The organism is Streptomyces sp. NPDC003247, assembly GCF_042888135.1.
Lineage (GTDB): Bacteria > Actinomycetota > Actinomycetes > Streptomycetales > Streptomycetaceae > Streptomyces.
On sequence record NZ_JBIAPF010000013.1, the window covers coordinates 13488 to 34536 of the forward strand.

At 74.1% G+C, this 21049-nt stretch carries 14 protein-coding genes; 9 read left to right on the top strand and 5 right to left on the bottom strand.

Going from position 1 to position 21049, the window contains the following annotated elements; all coding sequences use genetic code 11:
- The first annotated feature begins 90 nt into the window (after positions 1-90).
- Entirely contained in the window at positions 91-540 is a 450-nt protein-coding gene (locus ACFYWQ_RS34470) for a metallopeptidase family protein (protein ID WP_389522070.1), read from the top strand.
- A 111-nt stretch (positions 541-651) separates the two neighbouring features.
- Here ACFYWQ_RS34470 and ACFYWQ_RS34475 read toward each other — a convergent pair whose 3' ends face one another.
- From ACFYWQ_RS34475 to ACFYWQ_RS34485, 3 genes are all read right to left on the bottom strand, one after another.
- Positions 652-2217 carry a DUF5719 family protein gene (locus tag ACFYWQ_RS34475; protein WP_389522074.1) on the bottom strand — a complete coding sequence of 522 codons (1566 nt, stop codon included), beginning with the start codon at positions 2215-2217 and terminating at the stop codon, positions 652-654.
- Complete coding sequence (locus ACFYWQ_RS34480; RefSeq protein ID WP_389522076.1) at positions 2214-5882, bottom strand: glycosyltransferase; 3669 nt, start codon at positions 5880-5882, stop codon at positions 2214-2216. The genes ACFYWQ_RS34475 and ACFYWQ_RS34480 overlap by 4 nt, the downstream gene beginning before the upstream one ends.
- A gap of 201 nt (positions 5883-6083) precedes the next feature.
- Positions 6084-6347 carry a WhiB family transcriptional regulator gene (locus ACFYWQ_RS34485; protein WP_030792866.1) on the bottom strand — a complete coding sequence of 88 codons (264 nt, stop codon included), beginning with the start codon at positions 6345-6347 and terminating at the stop codon, positions 6084-6086.
- A gap of 711 nt (positions 6348-7058) precedes the next feature.
- On the opposite strand from ACFYWQ_RS34485, the gene ACFYWQ_RS34490 reads away from it, so the two are divergent.
- The 4 genes from ACFYWQ_RS34490 (at position 7059) to ACFYWQ_RS34505 (ending at position 11196) form a co-directional block, all read left to right on the top strand.
- Positions 7059-7577, top strand: coding sequence for a cysteine dioxygenase (locus ACFYWQ_RS34490; protein ID WP_389522078.1), 519 nt, complete (start codon positions 7059-7061; stop codon positions 7575-7577).
- A gap of 234 nt (positions 7578-7811) precedes the next feature.
- Positions 7812-8771, top strand: coding sequence for a 2-phospho-L-lactate transferase (gene cofD, locus ACFYWQ_RS34495; RefSeq protein WP_389522080.1), 960 nt, complete (start codon positions 7812-7814; stop codon positions 8769-8771).
- Positions 8768-10078, top strand: a complete 1311-nt coding sequence (locus tag ACFYWQ_RS34500; protein WP_389522081.1) for a coenzyme F420-0:L-glutamate ligase — start codon at positions 8768-8770, stop codon at positions 10076-10078. Before cofD ends, ACFYWQ_RS34500 begins: the two co-directional genes overlap by 4 nt.
- Before the next feature lie 107 nt (positions 10079-10185).
- Complete coding sequence (locus ACFYWQ_RS34505) at positions 10186-11196, top strand: DNA-3-methyladenine glycosylase family protein (protein WP_389522083.1); 1011 nt, start codon at positions 10186-10188, stop codon at positions 11194-11196.
- A gap of 202 nt (positions 11197-11398) precedes the next feature.
- Here the strand turns inward: ACFYWQ_RS34505 and ACFYWQ_RS34510 are convergent, their stop codons facing one another.
- Positions 11399-12481, bottom strand: a complete 1083-nt coding sequence (locus tag ACFYWQ_RS34510; RefSeq protein WP_389522085.1) for a sugar phosphate nucleotidyltransferase — start codon at positions 12479-12481, stop codon at positions 11399-11401.
- 217 nt (positions 12482-12698) lie between these two features.
- Entirely contained in the window at positions 12699-14207 is a 1509-nt protein-coding gene (locus tag ACFYWQ_RS34515; RefSeq protein ID WP_389522087.1) for a peptidoglycan recognition protein, read from the bottom strand.
- Positions 14208-14335: 128 nt separating this feature from the next.
- On the opposite strand from ACFYWQ_RS34515, the gene ACFYWQ_RS34520 reads away from it, so the two are divergent.
- The 4 genes from ACFYWQ_RS34520 (at position 14336) to ACFYWQ_RS34535 (ending at position 20899) form a co-directional block, all read left to right on the top strand.
- Positions 14336-15094: a TIGR03089 family protein gene (locus tag ACFYWQ_RS34520; RefSeq protein WP_389522089.1), complete on the top strand. Its 759-nt coding sequence runs from the start codon at positions 14336-14338 to the stop codon at positions 15092-15094.
- Between the two features lie 656 nt (positions 15095-15750).
- Positions 15751-16944, top strand: coding sequence for an LCP family protein (locus tag ACFYWQ_RS34525; RefSeq protein ID WP_389522091.1), 1194 nt, complete (start codon positions 15751-15753; stop codon positions 16942-16944).
- 390 nt (positions 16945-17334) lie between these two features.
- Positions 17335-19095, top strand: a complete 1761-nt coding sequence (locus ACFYWQ_RS34530) for an LCP family protein (protein WP_389522092.1) — start codon at positions 17335-17337, stop codon at positions 19093-19095.
- 91 nt (positions 19096-19186) lie between these two features.
- A complete protein-coding gene (locus ACFYWQ_RS34535) occupies positions 19187-20899 on the top strand; it encodes an LCP family protein (RefSeq protein WP_389522095.1) in 1713 nt (570 codons plus the stop codon).
- The last annotated feature ends 150 nt before the right edge of the window (positions 20900-21049 follow it).

A 21049-nucleotide genomic window follows, 5' to 3' on the forward strand; every position in this document is an offset into this window, starting at 1 on the left:
GCGACGTGTCGTGCGCGGCGGCCGGACGGCGTACGGGGTGCTGCGTGGGGCCGGGCGGGCGGGCGCGGCGGGGACTACGCTTCGGTAGTGATGGACAGCCCCGTACCGCCCCGTGCCACAGGCCCCGGGCCCCGCCGCCGTGATCGCCACGGCCGGGGCATGCGGGGGCCGATCGCGCCTCCTCAGGTGCCGTTGGCCGCGAGCCGTGCCGACCTGTTCGCGGACCTGGTGCAGGACTCCGTGGAGCGGCTGGAGCGGCGGTGGCCGCAGCTCGCCGACATCGACTTCCTGGTGCTGGAGGTGCCCCGGCTGGACGGGGCCGAGATCCCGTGGAACGACGAGGCGGTGCCGCTGGGCGGGACGGTCCCGGCGCGCGAGGGGCGCCGGGCGCGGGTGGTCGTCTACCGGCGGCCCGTCGAGATCCGCACCAAGGGGCGCGACGAGCGGGCCGCGCTGGTCCACGAGATCGTCGTGGAGCAGGTGGCGGAGCTGCTGGGGCTGACCCCGGAGACGGTGGATCCCCGGTACGGGGAGGACTGAGCGCCCGCCGGCCCGGCCGCCCGGCGTCGGCCGGACGGTGTGCGTCCGCCCGCCGCCGCGGCCGTGGCCCGCGCCTGAGGCGCCGTCACTTCCGGACGCGCCGCCCGGTCCTCATCTCTGGAGCACCGTCAGGTCCTCGTCCGCCTCCGGTACCGCCACCGTCCCCCGGTCGCCGGGGAGGGTCTGGACCGTGAAGCCCGGCAGTCCGTCCACCGACTCGGCCAGGGTGCGGGCGGCGTGGACGGGGGTGTCGGTGAGGGGTTCCACGGTCAGGGCGAAGGTGCCCTTCAGGCCGGCCGGGACGGGGATCTCGACGTCCTGGGTGGTGCCGGACTTGACCGTGTACGTCTTGGAGGCCGCCGTTCCGCCGCCGGTGCCGGCGGAGGCGGTGACCTTGACCTTGGCGGTGCCCTCGGGTGCGGTCAGGGAGAGCGTGGTGCCCTTGGCGGTGTTGCCGACGGCGGACGCGCGCGTGCCGACGGCGGCGGCGGCCGGGATGAACGCCGACTCCTGCTTCTCGCCCTCGCCGCGGACGACCCGGACGGCCGCGACGACCGGCACCGATCCGCCGGTGGGCGTCAGGACCAGCGAGCCGGGCTCGCCGCGCGTGATGTCGCCGAGGTCGACCGCGGTCGTCATGCCGCCCTTGATGCGCAGCGTCTCGTGTCCGGCGGGGGTGATCAGGCCGGAGCCCGAGGCCAGTTGGACCTTCAGGTCGGCGTCGGCGTCGCCCGGCACGAAGGCGACCAGGCGGACGGCCGAGGCGTCCTTGGGGATGCCGGGCACGACCAGGCTGCCCGCCGGGTCGGTGGACGCGGCCAGCCAGTCACCGCCGAGCTTGTCGTCCAGGGCCTGTACGGCGGCCCCGACGCGGCCGCTGCGGACGTTGACGTGGAGGGTGAGGTCGTCCTGCTTCTCGTCGGTGAGCGTGGACAGCAGGATCGGCTCGCTGGACCGGGCGGGGACCGTCAGCCCCTCCCCCACCGTGGTCGTCACGGCGCCGTCCGGGCCGTAGAGCTCGATGTCGGCGACGGCGGCGGAGTCGTCCGGGTTGGTGAGGTACACGTAGTCCGTGCGGTCGGCGGCCGTGCTGACGCCCGGGAACCAGAACTCGGTGTCGGGCGCGGTGCAGGTGACGCCGAGCAGGCCGCGGCCGGTGCCGGCGGAGACCTGCGTGGTCTCCTGGACCGTCCACCCCGGTGCGTACTTCCCCTCGGCGGTGCCCAGGAGCGCGGGCGAGTCGCCGCCGGAGACCTCGGCGGTGACGGGCGTGCCGGGGGCCTTGGGGGTGAGGACCGGCTCGGCCGCGGTCTTCTCCGCGTCGTCCTGCTCCTCGTCGTCCTTCTCCGTGTCGTCCGCGGCGCTGTCGTCGTCCGTCGCGCTGTCGTCGTCCGTCGCGCTGTCGTCGGCGGCGGATTCCGTGGTGGCGGCCAGGAGTTCGGCCGTGCCGTCGCTGTCCGTGCCCGCGGTGACCGGTGTGAAGGACGTGTACGTCGTCTCCGCGAGGTCGGAGCTGCTGGGCTGCGGGCACAGCAGGCTGGTGCGCTCCACGGGCAGCACGGCGGCCGCCTTGGCGGTGTCCGCGGCGGGGGCGGCCGGCTCGGTGAGCGTGGCCAGGCCGGTCACGGCGGCGAGCGCGGCCGTGCAGGCGATCAGGGACAGGGTGGTGCGGTTCACTGCTGGCTCCCGTCGGGGCGCTCGCTGCCGGTGCCGTGGGGGTGCTGCGCCGGGTCGTAGGCGGGGTCGTAGCCGCCCTGGCCGTACGACGCCGGGTCATAGCCCTGCTGGTAGCTCTGGTCGTACGCCGTCTGCGCCTGGCCGTCGTAGGCGTACGGGTCGTACTGGCCCGCCTGGTAGGGGTCGTAGGACTGCTGGTCGTAGGCGCCCGGCGGGTACTGCTGCCGGGTGTCCTGGTACTGCTGCTCGCCGGCCGGGGCGCCGTACTCGGCGGCCGCGTAGCTCGGGGTGTCCCACGCGGCGTCGGCGGGCGTCTGCTGCCGCGGCACCGTGACCGGGGTCTCCTCCGGCGCGGGCGAGGGGATTTCCTCGTCCTGGGCGGCTTCCTCGGTCTCGGCCTGGGCGCGCAGCCGGCGGGCGCGGCGGCCCTCCCCGGTGGCCTGGGCGGGCACGAGCTGCTCCTCGGGCAGGTCGTCGTCGACGTCGCGGCGGCGGCCGGGCAGGGCGAGGACGACGAGGACCAGGGCGAGGAAGCCCTGCGCCCACAGCCAGAGGGTGTGGGTCATCGGGTCGTCGTAGGTGACGTCGAGCCGGCCGCCGGAGGCGGGCAGTTCGAAGCCCTGGGCCCAGCCGTCGACGGTGGTGCGGGTGAGCGGCTCGCCGTCGAGCGTGGCCGTCCAGCCGTCGGCGGCGGCGTCGGCCAGGCGCAGGACGCGTCCGTCGGAGCCGTCGGGGATCGTGGTGTGGATCTCGACCGGGCCCGCGGCGACGGCGGTCGGGGTGCCCTTGCCGGAGGCCGTGACGATGGCCGCGCGGGAGACCTCCTGGTCCACCCGCCACAGGGCGCTGCCGTCCTGCTGGCTGAGCCGGGACAGGCCGGGCGTGGCGTCGAGGACGCGGGTGACCTCGCGGGGCGCGCCCTTGTGGACGAGGACGTAGCGCACGGCGAACTTGCCGAGCTGGTCGGACTGGTCGGCGCCGGAGCCGGCGACGAGGTTGGCGACGACCTTGTCGAGCGTGGCGTTCTCCCCGTCGGCGGAGGCGAGTTCGGCGTCGCCGAGGCGGGCGCCGGAGCCGCGGACCAGCATGTAGCCGACGTGGGCGGTGGAGTCGCTGTCGAGGACGAGGGTGCGCGCCTGGTCGCGGGTGCCGCTCTCCTCGGCCACGAACGCGGGGACCTGGACGGGGTCGCGGCGTTCCAGCGGCCCGTCGGCGCCGCCGATCACCCAGCCCGCGGCGACGAGCAGCGGGCCCGCGGCGGCGGCGAAGGCGATGAGGGCGGCGACCGGCTGGCGCCAGCCGAAGCTCTGCTCGGCGACCCGCGCGCGTGCGCCGTCGGCGCCGATGACGGCGGCGGCCAGCAGCGCGATGCCGTAGACGAGGGTGGCGGGGCCGGCCCAGGCGGAGCTGTTGGACAGGACCGCGAAGACGAGGCCCACCAGGGCGACGGCCCAGGCCGCCAGGACGCCGGACCGGCGCTCCGAGCGCAGCAGGGCGGCCAGGGCGGCGAGGACGACGCCGATGAGCATCAGTCCGTCGACCGTGCCGGGCCCGCCGGGGCTGGCGCCGAGCAGGTCGGTCGCGGTGGCCGCCGAGGGGCCGTACTCCAGGCCGGCCTCAGTGAAGAAGCCGAACGGCAGCAGCGTCAGGGACCAGGGGGCGAGGACCAGCAGGGGGGTGCCGAGCTGGGCGAGGAAGCGCAGTCCGTAGGGGGTGATGTCGGTGCGGCGCACGGCCAGGACGGCGAGGCCGAGGACCAGGGCGATGGGCCACACGATCGGCGTGAACGCGGTGGTGACCGTCAGCAGCAGCGCGTACGCCCAGGTGGCGCGCCAGCTGCCGCGCGCCCCGGAGGAGTGGGCGAGTCCGCTCGCGGCGACGCCCGCGCGCGCGATGAGCGGCAGCAGGACGGCCAGGACGGCGGTGCCGAGGCGGCCGCCGGCGAGGGCGCCGGCGGCGGCGGGCAGGAAGGCGTAGCCGACGGCGGCCCAGGCGCGCAGGAGGCGGGACTCCACGAGGGGCCGGGAGGCGAAGTAGGCGGTGAGGCCGGCCAGGGGCACCGAGCAGACGAGCAGGACGGTGACGGCGAGTCCGGTGGAGCCGAACAGCAGGGAGGCCAGCAGGGCCACGACGGCGAGGTAGGGCGGGGCGGACGGGGTGCCGCCGGCGCCGACCGGGTGCCAGGCGTCCAGATAGCGCGACCAGAGTTCGGAGGCGTCGGCGGGCGCGGGCAGCAGGGCGCCGCCCGCGAGCGCGCCGCTGCCCAGGAGGTTGCGGCAGGCGGCCAGGGAGACGAGCAGCAGCACCAGGAAGAGCACCGGGCCGGGCTTGCGGGCGATGCGCTTGAGGCGGGCGAACTGCTCGATCTCCAGGAAGTCGGCGTCGTCGCCGCCGGGTCCGGACTCGATGGCGCCGCCGTGCCGGCCGGCGCCGGTGGTGGTCTCGGCGTCGGAGGCGCCGAGGAGGCTGCCGGCGGCCTGCTCGACGGTGGCCCGCACGGTCGCGCCGGGCGGCGGGAACAGGGGGCGCAGCTCGTCCTTGTCGACCTGGGGGCGGCCGCGCCGGCGCCGGCCGGCGACGATCCGCTCGGGCCGCAGCAGGGTGCCCAGCAGGCCGCGGATCTCGTCGACGGCCTGGCCGGGGACCTTCCCGACCAGGTAGGCGACGGTGCGCAGGAGCGTGCCGAGGACCAGGCGGACCAGGATCCAGGGCAGCAGTGCCGTACGGCTGTTGACGAGGAGGGTGTAGACGGCGCCGGCCTTGTCGACCTTGTGGGGGGAGGCCGTGGTGCGGCCCGCGCAGTCGACGGCGCGCCGCTCCCGGGAGGCGGCCTCGGCGTGCCGTACGACGGCGTCGGGGGCGACGAGGACGCGGTGGCCGGCGGTGTGGGCGCGCCAGCACAGGTCGACGTCGTCGCGCATGAGGGGCAGGCGCCGGTCGAAGCCGCCGAGTTCCTCGAAGACGTCGCGGCGGACCAGCATGCCCGCGGTGGACACGGACAGCACGGGGCGGACGTGGTCGTGCTGGCCCTGGTCCTGTTCCCGGCGGTCCAGGCCGGTCCAGCGGCGGCCGGAGTGGGCGATGGTGACGCCGACCTCCAGGAGCTGGCGACGGTCGTACCAGCCGCGGAGCTTGGGGCCGACCACGGCCACGTCGTCGCGGCCGAGCTCCAGTTCGTTGTCCACGACGCGCAGCAGTTCGGCCAGGGCGTCGGGTTCGGGGGCGCAGTCGTCGTGCAGCAGCCACAGCCACTGGACGGGTTCGCCGTGCGGGAGCTCGGGCAGGTCGTAGGCGTCGTCGCGCCAGGTGCGCGTGACGGGGTCCCAGCCGCTGGGGCGCTTGAGGTACGGCAGTTCCTCAGGGGTGAGGTGGGGTGCCGTGCGGTGGGCTTCCTCGACGGCCTGGCCGAATCCGGTGCGCCGGGCGAGGTGCAGGACGCGGTCGGCGCCGAGGGCGTCGGTGACGAGCTGGGCGGAGTCGTCCGCGCTGCCGGTGTCGGCCGCCATGACGGACTGGACGGGGCGTTCCTGGCCGAGCAGGCCGGCGAGCGCGTCGGGCAGCCAGCGGGCGCCGTCGTGGGAGACGAGCACCGCGGTCACGACATGACGCGGGAACTCAGGTGTGGCAGCGGCCTCTTGGGCTGCCGTATGGCTGTGCACGGACATCGAGGTACGGGCCCCGGTTCGGTGGACTGTGGTGGACACCTGCGCCGTGTGGGGGCGGCGGGGCGTCTCGGACGAGCGACCACACTATCGGCTGGGCATGACCACGGCCCGCCGCCTGTGGATAACCCACCTGCGACGGGCCGTTCGTGACGTCGTGCTGTCGCGGAAGGGCGGTTTTCGGACAGCCGCCTTCCTCAGCCTTCAGACGGCCGCCTTCTTCAGCCGGCGCCGTTCCCGTTCGGAGAGGCCGCCCCAGATGCCGAAGCGTTCGTCGTTGGCGAGGGCGTATTCCAGGCACTCGGAGCGGACCTCGCAGGCGAGACAGACCTTCTTGGCCTCCCGGGTGGAGCCGCCCTTCTCGGGGAAGAAGGACTCGGGGTCGGTCTGGGCGCACAGCGCGCGCTCCTGCCAGCCGAGTTCCTCGCCCGCGTCGTCGACCAGCAGTTGCTGCACCAGCTCGGTCATGTGCGCCCCTCGCTCTGTCTTTCGCGTCCCCGTGACGTGGCCGTTTACCCATCACGGCTGAACGACACGAGTGAAATTACAAGTGTGCTGCTCCGGGCGAGTCAAGCCGGGATCTGCTATTGGGCCCCTTATTCACTCTGCGGAACCAAGGCCGTGCGGTAAGTGTTCAAATCGGCATAAACCTCGACACGCAGAGAGGCCCCCGTGAGGGCCCGAGGTCTCGCACACACCCGTACGAGAAAGGACGCTCACAGGTTCGATCCCGTTCCGACGCGCGAGCGGAAGCGAACCGGATCACAGTCGATCCCGGGATCCCGGCGAGGCCCACGCGCCCGGCTTGGACGCCATGTGTCCCGGTGACGGCATGCACAAACCTTTCGCCTCACAGATGAACCGGAAGAGATGAACCGGTCCCACATGCCGATCCCCGAGTTGACACCGCAGGTGTAAACCGGTGTCCTAGTGGGCATGCTCGCGAACTTGGCACTCACCTCGACCCGCACCGCCGGGTCCCACGGTGCTGCCCGCGCTCGCTGTAGCTGTTGCTGTTCCAGCTGTTGAGCCCAACGCGCTCCGGCTGACACCGGGCCCACCGAGGCCCGGCCGCCCGTTCCCGCGCCCGGACCCGGGCATCCCTCCCGCCCGTGACCCGGGCGGACGGTACGCGACACCCCCGCTCGTCTCGTCTCCCGCCGAGGAACCACCGCACCCATGAACAGCGACAGCGACCTCCAGATCGCCGGCGACATCCTCGAGGTCCCGCACCTCCTCCAGGCTCCGCGCGAGCACCCGTCCACCGTCGCCGAGTTCGTCGGCCTGGCCCGCTCCCTCGCCGCCGACCGCTCCCGGTGGGAGCACCTCGTCCGCTACGACGCGACCGCCCGCTGGTACCACCGGCTGAGCACCGGCCCCGGCTACGAGGTGTGGCTGCTGTCCTGGGTGCCCGGCCAGGGCAGCGGGCGGCACGACCACGGCCGCTCCTCCGGGGTGCTCACCGTCCTGAACGGCACGCTGACCGAGCGCACCGGCCGCGGCGAGCGAGCGCTGGCGACGGGGGCGCAGCGGGTGTTCGCCCCGGGCTACGTGCACGAGGTCGTCAACGACGCGCTGGAGCCCGCGGTCAGCCTGCACGTCTACTTCCCGGGCCTGACCGAGATGCCCATGCACACCGCCCCGCACTGCGACGGACGCGCCGGGGAGCGCGCCGGGGCGCATGCCGTGACCGCCTGACGCGGGCCCTCCCGAGGCGGACCGTCCCGACGCGGACCCTCCCGAGGCGGACCGTCCCGGCACGGACCCTCCCGGCACGGACCCGTCCGGCACGCGGGCGCCCGACGCACGGGCGTACCCGCGCACGGGCGTACCGGCGCACCCGCGCGGCCACGCGCCCGCCCGTACGCCGTGCCGCCCCTCACCCCGCCCCGCCCCTCAACGGGCCGGCGGGCCGGCTGACACACTGTTTCCATGCGCATTGTGGTTCTGGCAGGCGGCATCGGCGGTGCCCGGTTCCTGCGTGGTCTGAAGCGGGCCGTGCCGGACGCCGACGTCACGGTCATCGGCAACACCGGGGACGACATCCACCTCTTCGGGCTGAAGGTCTGCCCCGACCTCGACACGGTGATGTACACGCTGGGCGGCGGCATCAACGAGGAGCAGGGCTGGGGGCGGGCCGAGGAGACCTTCCACCTGAAGGAGGAGCTCGCGGCGTACGGCGTCGGGCCCGAGTGGTTCGGGCTGGGCGACCGGGACTTCGCCACCCACATCGTGCGGACGCAGATGATCGGCGCCGGATACCCGCTGAGCGCGGTGACCGAGGCGCTGTGCGACCGGTGGAAGCCCGGCGTGCGGCTGATCCCCATGACGGACGACCGGGTCGAGACGCACGTCGCGGTCCGGGTCGACGGCGAGCGCAAGGCGGTCCACTTCCAGGAGTACTGGGTCCGGCTGCGGGCGTCGGTGCCGGCCGAGGCGATCGTGCCGGTCGGCGCCGAGCAGTCGAAGCCGGCGCCGGGCGTCCTGGAGGCGATCGCGCAGGCGGACGTCGTCCTGTTCCCGCCGTCGAACCCGGTCGTCTCCGTCGGCACCATCCTCGCCGTGCCCGGCATCCGGGAGGCGATCGCCGGCGCCGGGGTGCCGGTGGTCGGCCTGTCCCCCATCGTCGGGGACGCGCCCGTGCGCGGCATGGCCGACAAGGTGCTCGCGGCGGTCGGCGTGGAGTCCACGGCCGCGGCGGTCGCCGAGCACTACGGCTCGGGGCTCCTGGACGGCTGGCTCGTGGACACCGTCGACGCGGGCACGGTGGAGCGGGTCGAGGCCGCCGGGATCCGCTGCCGGGCCGTACCGCTGATGATGACCGACGTGGACGCCGCCGCGCAGATGGCCCGGGAGGCGCTGGCGCTGGCGGAGGAGGTGCGGGGGGCGTGAGCGGCGCGGAGGGGAACGGCTACCGGGTCTGGGCCGTGCCGGGTCTGCCCGAGGTGCGGGCCGGCGACGACCTCGCCAAGCTGATCGCCGCCGCCGAGCCGGGGCTCGCCGACGGGGACGTGCTGCTGGTCACCTCGAAGATCGTGTCCAAGGCGGAGGGCCGTGTCGTCCGGGCGGACGACCGGGAGGCCGCGATCGACGCCGAGACCGTCCGGGTCGTCGCCCGGCGCGGAACCCTGCGGATCGTCGAGAACCGGCTGGGCCTGGTGATGGCGGCCGCCGGCGTGGACGCCTCCAACACGCCCGCCGGGACGGTGCTGCTGCTGCCGGAGGACCCGGACGGCTCCGCGCGCGCGATCCGCGACGGGCTGCGCGCCGCCCTCGGCGTCGACGTGGGGGTCGTCGTCACCGACACCTTCGGACGCCCCTGGCGCGCGGGGCTCACGGACGTGGCGATCGGCGCCGCCGGCGTCCGCGTCCTGGACGACCTGCGCGGCGGCACGGACGCGTACGGCAATCCGCTCGGCGCGACCGTCGTGGCGACCGCCGACGAACTGGCCGCCGCCGGCGACCTGGTCAAGGGCAAGGCGGCCGGGCTGCCGGTCGCCGTCGTGCGCGGGCTGCCGCACGTGGTGGCCGACGGCGACGGGGACGGCGCGCGGGCCATGGTGCGCGGCGCGCGCGACGACATGTTCCGGCTCGGTACGTCCGAGGCGGTCCGGCTGGCCGTCACCCAGCGTCGGACGGTGCGCTCCTTCACGGACGAGCCCGTGGACCCCGGTGCGGTACGGCGGGCCGTCGCCGCGGCGGTCACCGCGCCGGCGCCGCACCACACCACACCGTGGCGGTTCGTGCTGCTGGAGTCGGAGGGGGCGCGGGTCCGGCTGCTGGACGCGATGCGGGACGCCTGGATCGCGGATCTGCGGCGGGACGGCAGGAGCGAGGAGTCCGTCGCCCGGCGGGTGCGCCGCGGGGACGTCCTGCGGAACGCGCCGTACCTGGTGGTCCCCTGCCTGGTGACGGACGGAGCGCACCCGTACGGGGACGCCCGGCGGGACGCGGCCGAGCGCGAGATGTTCGTGGTCGCCGCCGGGGCCGGCGTGCAGAACTTCCTGGTCGCGCTGGCCGGGGAGCGGCTGGGCTCGGCGTGGGTGTCGTCGACCATGTTCTGCCGGGACGTGGTGCGGGAGGCGCTGGAGCTGCCGCGCGAGTGGGATCCGATGGGCGCGGTCGCTGTCGGCCATCCGGCGGAGGAGCCGAAGGCCCGGGCGGAACGGGACGCGGGGGCGTTCGTCGAGGTGCGGTGAGACACGCGGCGGCCGTGTCGTTGTTCCGACACGCGTGCTCTCCGCCGTGTGCGCCTACCCTCGTAGGGTCGCTTCCGCTCCTTCGCCGCTGCCCCAGGACGTCACCCGTGTCAGGACGATTCGCTCCCCGGCCCACCCGTACGACCGTGCGCGGGGGGCAGGTCGTCGTGCCCGCGGGGGTGCCGCGGCAGGCGGGTTCCGGGGCGGGGCGGGTGCGGACCTGGGTGCCCGAGGGGCCGCTCGACCTCGGGCTGGTGCTGGGGCCGCTCCGGCGCGGGCCCGGCGATCCGACGTTCCGGGCGATGCCCGACGGGTCGGTGTGGCGGGCCAGCCTGACGCCCGCCGGGCCGGGAACCCTGCGCGTCGTCGCGGCGTCCGGGGGCGGTGCGGTGCGCGGGGAGGCCTGGGGGCCCGGCGCGGAGTGGCTGCTGGAGCGGCTTCCCGAGCTGCTCGGGGCCTCGGACGATCCCGCCGCCTTCGTGCCCCGGCACCGGGTGGTGGCGACGGCGCGGCACCGGCGGCCGGGGCTGCGGCTGACGCGGACCGGGCTGGTGCTGGAGTCGTTGATCCCGTCGGTCCTGGAGCAGAAGGTCACGGCCGTCGAGGCGTACCGGGCGTGGCGGCTGCTGGTGCGCGCGTTCGGGGAACCGGCGCCGGGGCCGGCGGGCGGGCGGCTGTGGGTGATGCCGGCGCCCCGGGCCTGGGCGCTGATCCCGTCGTGGGAGTGGCATCGCGCCGGGGTCGACGACAAGCGGGCGTCGACGATCCTGCGGGCGGTGCGGGTCGCGGGGCGGCTGGAGGAGACCGTCGGCATGGAGCCGGCGGCCGCGCGGGCACGGCTGGAGGTCGTACCGGGGATCGGGCCGTGGACGTCGGCGGAGACGGTGCAGCGCAGTCACGGCGCGCCGGACGAGGTGACCGTGGGGGATCTGCATCTGCCGGGGATCGTGGGGTGGGCGCTGGCCGGGGACCGGTCGGCGGACGACTCGGCGATGCTGGAGCTGCTGGAGCCGTACGCGGGGCAGCGGCACCGGGCGGCTCGGCTGATCCTGCTGAGCGGGCGGGTGCCGCCCCGGCGGGGGCCGCGGATGCCGGTGGGGGACATCGGGCGGTGGTGAGGGGGGCGTGCGGGTGCGGGGTGCGGGTGCGGGGTGCGGTGGCTGCGGTACGGGGTGGGCGTCGAGGGTGTTTCGCCCCCGCCGCCCCTTCCCGTCCCGTCCTCGGGGGCTCCGCCCCCGGGCCCCCGTTCCGGCCCTGGACGGGCCTCGTCCTCGAGCGCCGGACGGGCTGGGATGAGCCCCGCCCGGATGAACGATCCGCCTACTGGTCCGACGAGAAGCGCACCGCGCCCGCCGGGATGCGTGCGTCGCACCAGATGCGGGCGCCCTCGCGGAGTTCGTTGTCGGGGCCGACGACCGCGCCGTCGCCGATGACCGTGCCGGTGAGGACGGAGCGTTCGCCGACGCGGGCGCGGGTGCCGATGAGGGAGTCGGTGATGACCGCCCCCGGTTCGATCACCGCGCCGGGCAGGATCGTGGAGCCGAAGACGCGCGCGCCCTCGGCGACGAACGCGCCCTCGCCGACCACCGTGCCGCCCGTCAGCTTCGCGTCGGGGGCGACCGTGGCCGTCGGCAGGATCAGGCGGTCGCCGCAGCGGCCGGGGACCGCCGGGGAGGGGGCCCGGCCGAGGACGAGGTCCGCGGAGCCCCGCACGAAGGCGGCCGGGGTACCGAGGTCCAGCCAGTACGTGGAGTCGACCATGCCCTGGAGGTGCGCTCCCGCCGACAGGAGGTCGGGGAAGGTCTCGCGCTCGACGGAGACCGGGCGGCCCTGCGGGATCGTGTCGATGACCGAGCGGCGGAACACGTACGCGCCCGCGTTGATCTGGTCGGTGACGATCTCCTCGGGGGTCTGGGGCTTCTCCAGGAAGGCCAGCACCCTGCCCGTCCCGTCGGTGGGGACCAGGCCGTAGGCGCGGGGGTCCGTCACCTTGGTGAGGTGGAGGGAGACGTCCGCGCACGTGGATTCGTGGGTGGCGACCAGCCGGCGGATGTCGAGGCCGGTGAGGATGTCGCCGTTGAAGACGAGGACGGGGTCGTCGGGGCCCGAGTGCAGGCGGGAGGCGACGTTGCGGATCGCGCCGCCGGTGCCGAGGGGCTCGTCCTCCGTGACGTACTCGATGTGGAGGCCGAGCGCCGAACCGTCGCCGAAGTGCGGTTCGAAGACCTCCGCCAGATAGCTGGTGGCGAGGACGATGTGGTCCACGCCCGCCGCTCTGGCCCGTGCCAGCTGGTGCGTCAGGAACGGCACGCCGGCCGCCCGGACCATGGGCTTGGGCGTGTGCACCGTGAGCGGGCGCAGCCGGGTGCCCTTGCCGCCGACCAGGAGGATCGCTTCTGTCACCTTCGTCTCTGCTTCCTGCCGGGACCGGCCGAACTGTCTTTCGGCCGGCCAGTGTATGCAGACCGTTGCGTGGCAACTTCGATGGCCGTGCGGTGTGGCATGCGGTGTCCCATGCGCTGTCCCCCCGACGGCTGGTGGAATGTGCCCCCCGCTGGACGTGACTCCGCGTCCTCCGGGTCGCCGGGGCCTCCCCGGGCCCCGGGCGCCCGGGCCCGCGTCAACGGCCCTGGTAGCGGGCGGCTGTCGAGCGGGCCGAGCCGAGCTTGCCGTAGAGCTGCTTTCCTGGGCATTCCGTGGCGAAGCCGTCCCGGTGACCGGAGATCACGTTCAGTCGTACGTTCTTACCTTTTGCGTAGAGATTGCCACCGCCGGACTTCAGATATGTCTTTCCGACCGGATTGGCCCCGAACAGACCCAACTTCCACGCCGTCAGACGGGCGACGGACGTCACCGCGGAGGCGGCCGGCTTGGTGGAGGAGAACGTACCGATCACCGCGATGCCCATGCTGTTGCTGTTGAAACCGAGGGTGTGGGCACCCAGGACCGCTTTGGTCACTCCCCCGGCGCGGCCCTCGTAGATGGTTCCGCACTTGTCGACGAGGAAGTTGTAGCCGATGTCCCGCCAGCCCATGCTCTTGACGTGGTAGCGGTAGATACCACGGATGACGGAGGGCGCCTGGGAGCAGGTGTAGTTGTTGCCCGACGCGGTGTGGTGCACGAAGGCCGCCTTGACCTTCGTCGTGTAGCGGAAGCCGCTCTCCCGCAGGCTCTCGTCGGCGCCCCAGCCGCGGCGCGTGACGATGCCCGGACGGGGGCCGATGTACGGCTTGGCCCTCTGGCTGCTCGTCAGGTCGGCGCCGCGCAGGGTGAGGAGTTCGCGTTCGGTGCCGGCGCGGTCGAGAGGGGGGATCGCGGTGGCGCCGAGGGGGGCGAGGTCCAGGTTGGCCGCGGAGGCGGCGTTCGCCGCGGTGGTCGTCGTGGTGGTCGTCGTCGCGGTGGTGGTCGCGGTGGTGGTGGTCGCGGTGGTCGTCGTGGCAGCCGTGTCCGGCGCGTCGACGGGGAGGGGGGCGGTCAGGGAGTGGCTGCGGGGCGGGCCGACGGGCGCGTGGCCGGGAGCGGCCGTCGCGGGGTCGGACCGGCCGGGGTCGACCAGTTCCAGGCGCAGGCCCGAGGGGAGCGGGGCGGCCGAGCTCGCCGTACGCGGGCCTCGGGCGGTGTCCTCGTCACGGACCTCGGTCGTGGGGGTGACGCGGACCTCCACGCCGTCGGAGGCGCCCACCCACAGGGGTGCGGTGGCGCCGCGGACGCGGCCGGAGGCGCGCTCGGCCGTCTCCGGGTCGGCGCTGTGGTCGGCGTTGTGGGTCTCCAGGTCCTGCCAGCCGGACCAGGTGCCGGTGCCGGTGGCGCGGGTACGGGCCTGGACCCGGCCGTGCAGTTCCGCGTCCGGGTCGTCCCAGACGACGCCCAGGAGGGAGAAGGGGGCCACGTCCCTGCGGGGCAGGCCCTGCTCGGCGCCGGGGGCGCGGTCACGGGCGAGGGGGGTCAGGGGCAGCGACCGGGTGCTGCCGGGGAGCGGGGCGGCGGGGCTCATGGCCCGGGCCGCGGCGGTCGCCGACTCCGCGGCCGGCGCGGGCGGCGCCGTCGCCGCGATGGCGGGCGGCGTCAGCGGGAGGGCGAGAGCCGCCGCGCAGGTGACGCCGATCGAGGTAGCAAGCAATCCACGCATGGCACTGATCCTGGGCACCGCCCCAGCGCGTCCGCACATCGAGAACCTGACGGTCCGTCGCCTTCGTTGCGCCGAACCGGTGGCCCGGCGGCGGGTGTCCGGCGCGGGCGGCGCGTACGCTTGCGCGGGTGAACGCCACCGATCGCACCCCTGCCGACCTGCTGCGTTCCGCGCTCGCCGCGGATCCCGCGCGCCCGCTGGTGACCTTCTACGACGACGCCACCGGCGAGCGGGTCGAATTGTCCGTGGCCACCTTCGCCAATTGGGTGGCCAAGACCGCGAACCTCCTCCAGGACGGCCTGTCCGCCGAACCGGGCGACCGCGTCGCGCTGTTGCTGCCCGCGCACTGGCAGACGGCGGTGTGGCTGCTGGCGTGTTCGTCCGTCGGTGCCGTGGCGGACGTGGCCGGTGATCCCGCGCGCGCGGACCATGTCGTGGCCGGGCCCGGCCTGTTCGAGGCGGGGCTCGCCTGCCGGGGTGAGCGGTACGCGCTCTCCCTCGCGCCCCTCGGCCGGCGCTTCGTGCCGGCGCCGCCGGAGGGGTACGCCGACTACGCGGTGGACGTCCCGAGCCACGGCGACCGCTTCGTCCCGTACGCACCGGTCGACCCGGAGGAGCCCGCGCTGATCGTGGCGGGCGCGGAGTACACGGGCGCGGAGATCGTGGAGCGCGCCCGCGCGGACGCGGCGGGCCTCGGCCTGACGGGCCCCGGCTCCCGCCTTCTGTCCGCCCTCCCCTACGACACCTGGGACGGCCTCAGCGCCGGTCTGTACGCCCCCCTGGCCAGCGGCGGCTCCGTCGTCCTCTGCCGGCACCTGGACCAGGCGACCGAGGACACGGTGGCCCGGCGGATCGAGAGCGAACGGGTGTCGGCCACGGCACGGTAGGGGCGGCGGCGGAGGCCCTGGGGGCGCCCTGGGGGGGGCGGCGGGCCGGGGGACGGTCGTTCCCGGGACGGTCGGCCGGGAAGGGCATCGTCCCGGCGACGGCCGACCCGGAGGGCCCGGGGAAGGCCACCTCGGAGGCCGTCGGCCCCGCGGGAACCGCCGGCCCGAAGACATCCAGCCCGGACGCCGACAGCCCGAGCAACCGGCCCCGAAGGGCGTCGGCCCTAGACAGCCGGCCCAGAGGCCATCGACCAAGAGGAACCGCCGGCCCGAAGACGGCCGGCCCGAAGGCCGCAGGTCCGAGCACGGTCGGCCCCGAGACGGCGAGCCCGGACGGCGTCACCCCGGAGACGGTCTGCCCGGTGACCACCGGCCCGGCCACCGCCCGGCCGGTGACCACCCGCCCGGCAACCCCCCGTCCGAGGACGGCCGGTGACCACCCGCCCGGCACCCCCCGTCCGAGGACGGCCGGTCCAAGGACCGGTCGCCGCGGGCGCCCCGCCGCAGGGCACCCGTTCGGCCCACCCCCGCCCGCGTCCCCACCCCGCCCGCGCCATCGTCGTAGGAGCACCACGAGACGTTGTGGGAGCACCACGAGACGTTGGCAGGGCGGGCGGGCGGTGTGTCCGTACCGCGGGCAGGAGGGGGAGGGCGGCGTGAGAAGGGACGCAGGCGCAGCCGGGCCCCTCGGGCCGGGGGTGGGGGCCTCCGCCCGGGGGGCGGGGTCCGCGCGGCGGCGCCGGCGGCGGTGGGTGCGGTACGGGGCGGGGGCGGCCGCCGTGCTCGTGGTGGGGGCCGGGGTGGCGGGGTGGGCGGTGTACGCCAAGCTCGAGGGGAACATCACGCCCGACGAGGCCGCCGCGGCGGAGCTGGCGCGGTACGCGCAGGAGCGGCCGACGGCGCTGGTGAAGGACGCCCGGAACATCCTGCTGATCGGATCGGACACACGTTCGGGTTCCGGTAATCGCGCGTACGGGCGGGACTCGGGCACCGAGCGGTCGGACACGACGATCCTGCTGCATCTGGCCGCCGGGCGGCGCGGCGCCACCGCCGTCTCCCTGCCCCGCGACCTGATGGTGGACGTGCCGGCCTGCCGGCGCGCGGACGGGAGCCGGACCGAACCGATGTTCGCGATGTTCAACTACGCCTTCCAGACGGGCGGCTCGGCGTGCACGGTCCGCACGGTGGAGAAGCTGACCGGGATCCGGATCGACCATTACATGGTCGTCGACTTCAGCGGGTTCAAGGAGATGGTCGACGCCGTGGACGGGGTCGAGGTGTGCCTGAAGGAGCCCGTCCGCGACAAGGCCGCCAAGCTGCGGCTGCCCGCGGGCCGGGTGACCCTGGACGGCGAGCAGGCCCTCGGGTACGTGCGCGCCCGCAAGTCGCTCGGCAACGGCAGCGACACCGACCGCATGGACCGGCAGCAGCGGTTCCTCGGAGCGCTCGTCAACAAGGTGCGCAGCGACGACGTCCTGCTGAACCCCGCGAAGCTGTATCCCGTGCTGGACGCCGCGACGTCCGCCCTCACCACCGACCCGGAGCTGGCGAGCCTGCGCGGCCTGTACCGGCTCGTGCGCGGCCTGCGCGACATCCCCACGGACCGGGTGCGGTTCCTCACCGTTCCCCGGGAGTCGTACGTCTACAACGCCAACCGTGACCAGCTGGTGGAGCCCGAGGCGGAGCGGCTCTTCGGCCTGCTGCGGGCGGACGCGCCGGTGCGGGTCGCGCGGGGCGGCTCCTCGGCGCCCGGCTCCGCGGAGCCGCCCGGCGACGGCGCGTCCCGTTCGCCGAGCCCGTCCCCGCCCGTCTTCCGCGGGAACACGGCCGCCGAGGACGGCTGCGTCTGAGCCCCGACCGCGTTCCCGCGCGGTCGCAGGCGGTCGCACGCAGTCCCGCACGGTCGCAGGCGGTCGCACACGGTCCCGCGCGGTCGCACACGGTCCCGTGCGGTCCCCTCACGTCTTCCTCGGGTAAAGCGCTTCCCAAGCGCAAGTGTCCCGGCGAAGGCGAGTTCAAGGAAATAGGACGGATTGCCCGGTTGTAGGGACGTGGAATTTGTCACCGCCGTCGTTCGACGCTGAACTGGGCGGATAGTGTGAGCGATCCGGTGCACCCGGCCGATAGGTCCGTCCTGGGGTCGTGCACTGAGTGACCGATTGACTGAGTGACCGAGACGACCCGAGCGCCTCCTGAGGGGAAGAGGCGCCGCGTGGCCCCGACGGAGGATTCGGACAACCGTGGACGCGCAAGGCCGTGGGCGGGCGGACAACATCGACCCCGCAGACCAGTGGGTGCTCAATCCGGACACCGGCGAATACGAACTGCGACTGACCCCTTCCGCACCGCAGTCGGCGGTCCCCGGACCCCGCAGGGCCGACCGGCGCGCCGGAAAGGCCAAGGGCGGGTCGGAAGCGGTCCGCAGCCGGACGCCGGCACCGGAGCAGGACACCCCGCAGACGCCGGAGGTGCCCGGCCCGCGCCGGCGCCGCGGCACCCCGGAGGAGGCGCCCGCACGGCGCGGCCGCCGGCCGGCGAAGAAGAAGTCGAAGGGCCGGAAGGTCCTGCTGTGGACCGGCGGGACCATGGCCTTCGTCCTGGTGGGCACGGCCGCCGCGGCCTACCTCTACCTCCAGCACCTCAACGACAACATCACCTCCGTCTCCGACGACGGCGCGAGCACCGGTGGCTTCAGCAAGGACAAGGCGATCAACCTGCTGCTGATCGGAACCGACAAGCGCACCGGCTCGGGCAACGAGGGCTACGGCGACTCCGGCAGCGTCGGCCACGCCGACACCACGATCCTGCTGCACGTCTCCAAGGACCGCACGAACGCGACCGCGCTGAGCATCCCGCGCGACCTGATCGTGGACGTCCCGGACTGCGAGACCACGCAGGAGGACGGCAGCACGAAGGTCATCGCGGGGACCGAGAACGTCCGCTTCAACACCAGCCTCGGCCAGAGCGGCCGGACGCCGAGCTGCACCATGCGCACGGTGACGGAGCTGACCGGGATCACCCCCGACAACTTCATGGTCGCCGACTTCAACGCGGTCAAGACGCTGACGACCGCGGTCGGCGGGGTCGAGGTGTGCCTGGCCAAGGACATCGACGACGAGGACTCGCACCTGAAGCTGTCCAAGGGCACGCACACCATCCAGGGCGAGCAGGCACTGGCGTTCCTGCGCACCCGGCACTCGGTGGGCTTCGGCGGCGACCTGAGCCGGATCGAGCTCCAGCAGCAGTTCCTCAGCTCGCTGATGCGCAAGCTGAAGTCGAACGACACCCTCACCAGCCCCAGCAAGATGATCAAGCTGGCGGAGGCGGGCACCAAGGCGCTGACCGTCGACTCCCAGCTCGACAGCATCGGCAAGCTGAAGGACCTGGGTCTGGAGCTGGGCAAGCTCAACGTCAAGAACCTGACCTTCACCACCGTCCCGGTGGTCGACAACCCGGCCGAGACGGTCGCGTCCACGGTCGTCCTCAACGACTCGACCGCGCCCACCGTGTTCCAGATGATCCGGGAGGACATCTCCTTCACCGAGGTGAAGCAGAAGGCCAAGGCGTCCAAGGACGCGGCGTCCGCGGCCGCGGCGGCCCGCCTCGAGGGCACCCAGTCCGAGGCCTCCGAGGTGCGGGTGCGCGTGATGAACGGCGGGGCCCCGGCCGGCAGCGCACAGGAAACTCTTAACTGGCTGCAGAATGATGAGGGCGTGACGAAGTCCGAGAACGCGGGCAACGCACCCGAGGACCTCAGCAAGACGACGCTCGAGTACGCGCCCGACCAGGCGGCGCAGGCCCGCAAGCTCGCCGCCATCATGGGGCTGGCCGGGACCGCGCTGAAGCCGGGTGAGAGCGTCACCAACTCCCAGGGTCTGCCGACGATGACGCTGACGCTGGGCAAGGACTTCAAGGGCGCGGGTGTCTCGCTCACGGCTTCGACGACGGTGCCCGACACGGTCCAGAAGTCCACGGCGGACAAGGTCGAGTGCGCCAAGTAATCGCCAAGTAGGTAACCCTGCGGGCCCGTCGAGCGTCTGACGTGACGCGGGACGGGCCCGTGTCAGGCGCACGGCGGGGAGGGCAGGGGAAGTGGCGCGGAGCAGTGTGCGGGGGAAGGTTCCCGAAGTCGAGGACGCGATGTCCCCGACGGCGGTGGACCGGGACTCGATCGAGGACGGGCACGGCGGCGGCAGCGCCGGTGACAGCAGCGGCGACGGACAGCACGGAGACGGCACCGGGTCCGGTGCGGGCGACGGCGGCACGGGCGGGAGCGACGACGGGCGCAGATCCGGCCGCGGCCCGGAACGCGGCCGGCGCAGGCGGCGGGTGCTGCGCTGGTCGGCGACGGTGCTGTCGCTGGTCATACTCGGCGGCGCGGGCGCCGGTTACCTCTACTACCAGCACCTCAACGCCAACATCAAGAGCGACAGCCTCAACCTGGGCGACGCCAAGGACCGGGCGGCGGAGACCAAGACCAACGCGGCCGGTCAGAAGGCGCTGAACATCCTGCTGATCGGCTCGGACGCCCGTGACACCGCGGAGAACCAGAAGCTCGGCGGCGCCAAGGAGACCTACGGCGGCACCCCGCTCGCCGACGTGCAGATGCTGCTGCACGTGTCGGCGGACCGCAGCAACATGTCGGTGGTGAGCATGCCGCGCGACACCCTGGTGGACATACCCAAGTGCACCGACCCCGACGACGGGGAGGTGTACTCGGCGACGACGCGGACGATGACGAACCAGTCCCTCGGGCGCGGCGGCCCGGGCTGCACGGTGGCCACCTGGGAGAAGCTCACCGACATCCACATCGACCACTTCATGATGATCGACTTCGCCGGTGTGGTGTCGATGGCGGACGCGATCGGCGGTGTGCCGGTGTGCGTGGACGCCAACGTCTACTCGCACACCAGCACCGGCAAGGGCTCCGGGCTGAAGCTGGCGGAGGGCACGCACGCCATCAAGGGCGAGCAGGCCCTTCAGTGGCTGCGCACCCGCTACGGCTTCGAGGACGGCAGCGACCTGGCCCGCGCCAAGGCGCAGCACATGTACATGAACTCGATGGTCCGTCAGCTGCGCTCCGAGGCGAGGCTGTCCAACCCCAACGCGCTGCGCAAGCTCGCCGAGGCGGCCACCGAGGCGATCACCGTCGACGACGGCCTGGACAGCATCAAGAAGATGTACGACCTGGCGACCGAGCTCCAGAAGGTGCCCACCGAGCGCATCACCATGACGACGATGCCCAACCGCTACGTCGGCAGCCGGGTGGAGCCCACCGAGGACGCCACGCAGCTGTTCCGGCTGGTGCGCGAGGACATCGCCCTGGACGGCAAGGACACCGCGAAGGCGACCGCGTCCGCGAGCCCGTCGCCGACGGACACGGACCCGGCCGCCGCGGACGGCGAGATCGCCGTACAGGTCCACAACGGCACCTACACCGACACCCTCGGCGCCGCGAGCGGGCGGGCGGCCGCGGTGGCGCAGCTGCTGGCCGGCAAGGGCTTCACCCAGGCGGTGGCGGACCCCTCGGCGGCCACCTCCGAGGAGACGACGGTGATCCGCTACCCGAGCGCCGACCTCCAGGGGGACGCCGAGCGGGTCGCGAAGGCCCTCGGCATCCCGACGGGCCAGGTGGAGAAGTCCACCGAGGTCACCGGGATCACCCTGTACGTCGGCGCGGACTGGCGGTCGGGGTCGGCGTACGAGGTGCCGGAGCAGGACGACACGACGCCCGAGTCGGCCGAGTCGATGAACGCCTCCGACACCAGCCAGTGCATGCACGTGGACCCGGACTACACCTACTAGCCGGGTCCCGGTGGGGCGCCGTCCGACGGCGCCCCACGGCCTCGGTACGCCCCACGGCCTCGGTACGCCCCACGGCCTCGCTACGCGGCACGGCCTCAGTACGCCACACGGTCGCGGTACGCCGTACAGCCGCGGTGCGCGCCTCGCCGT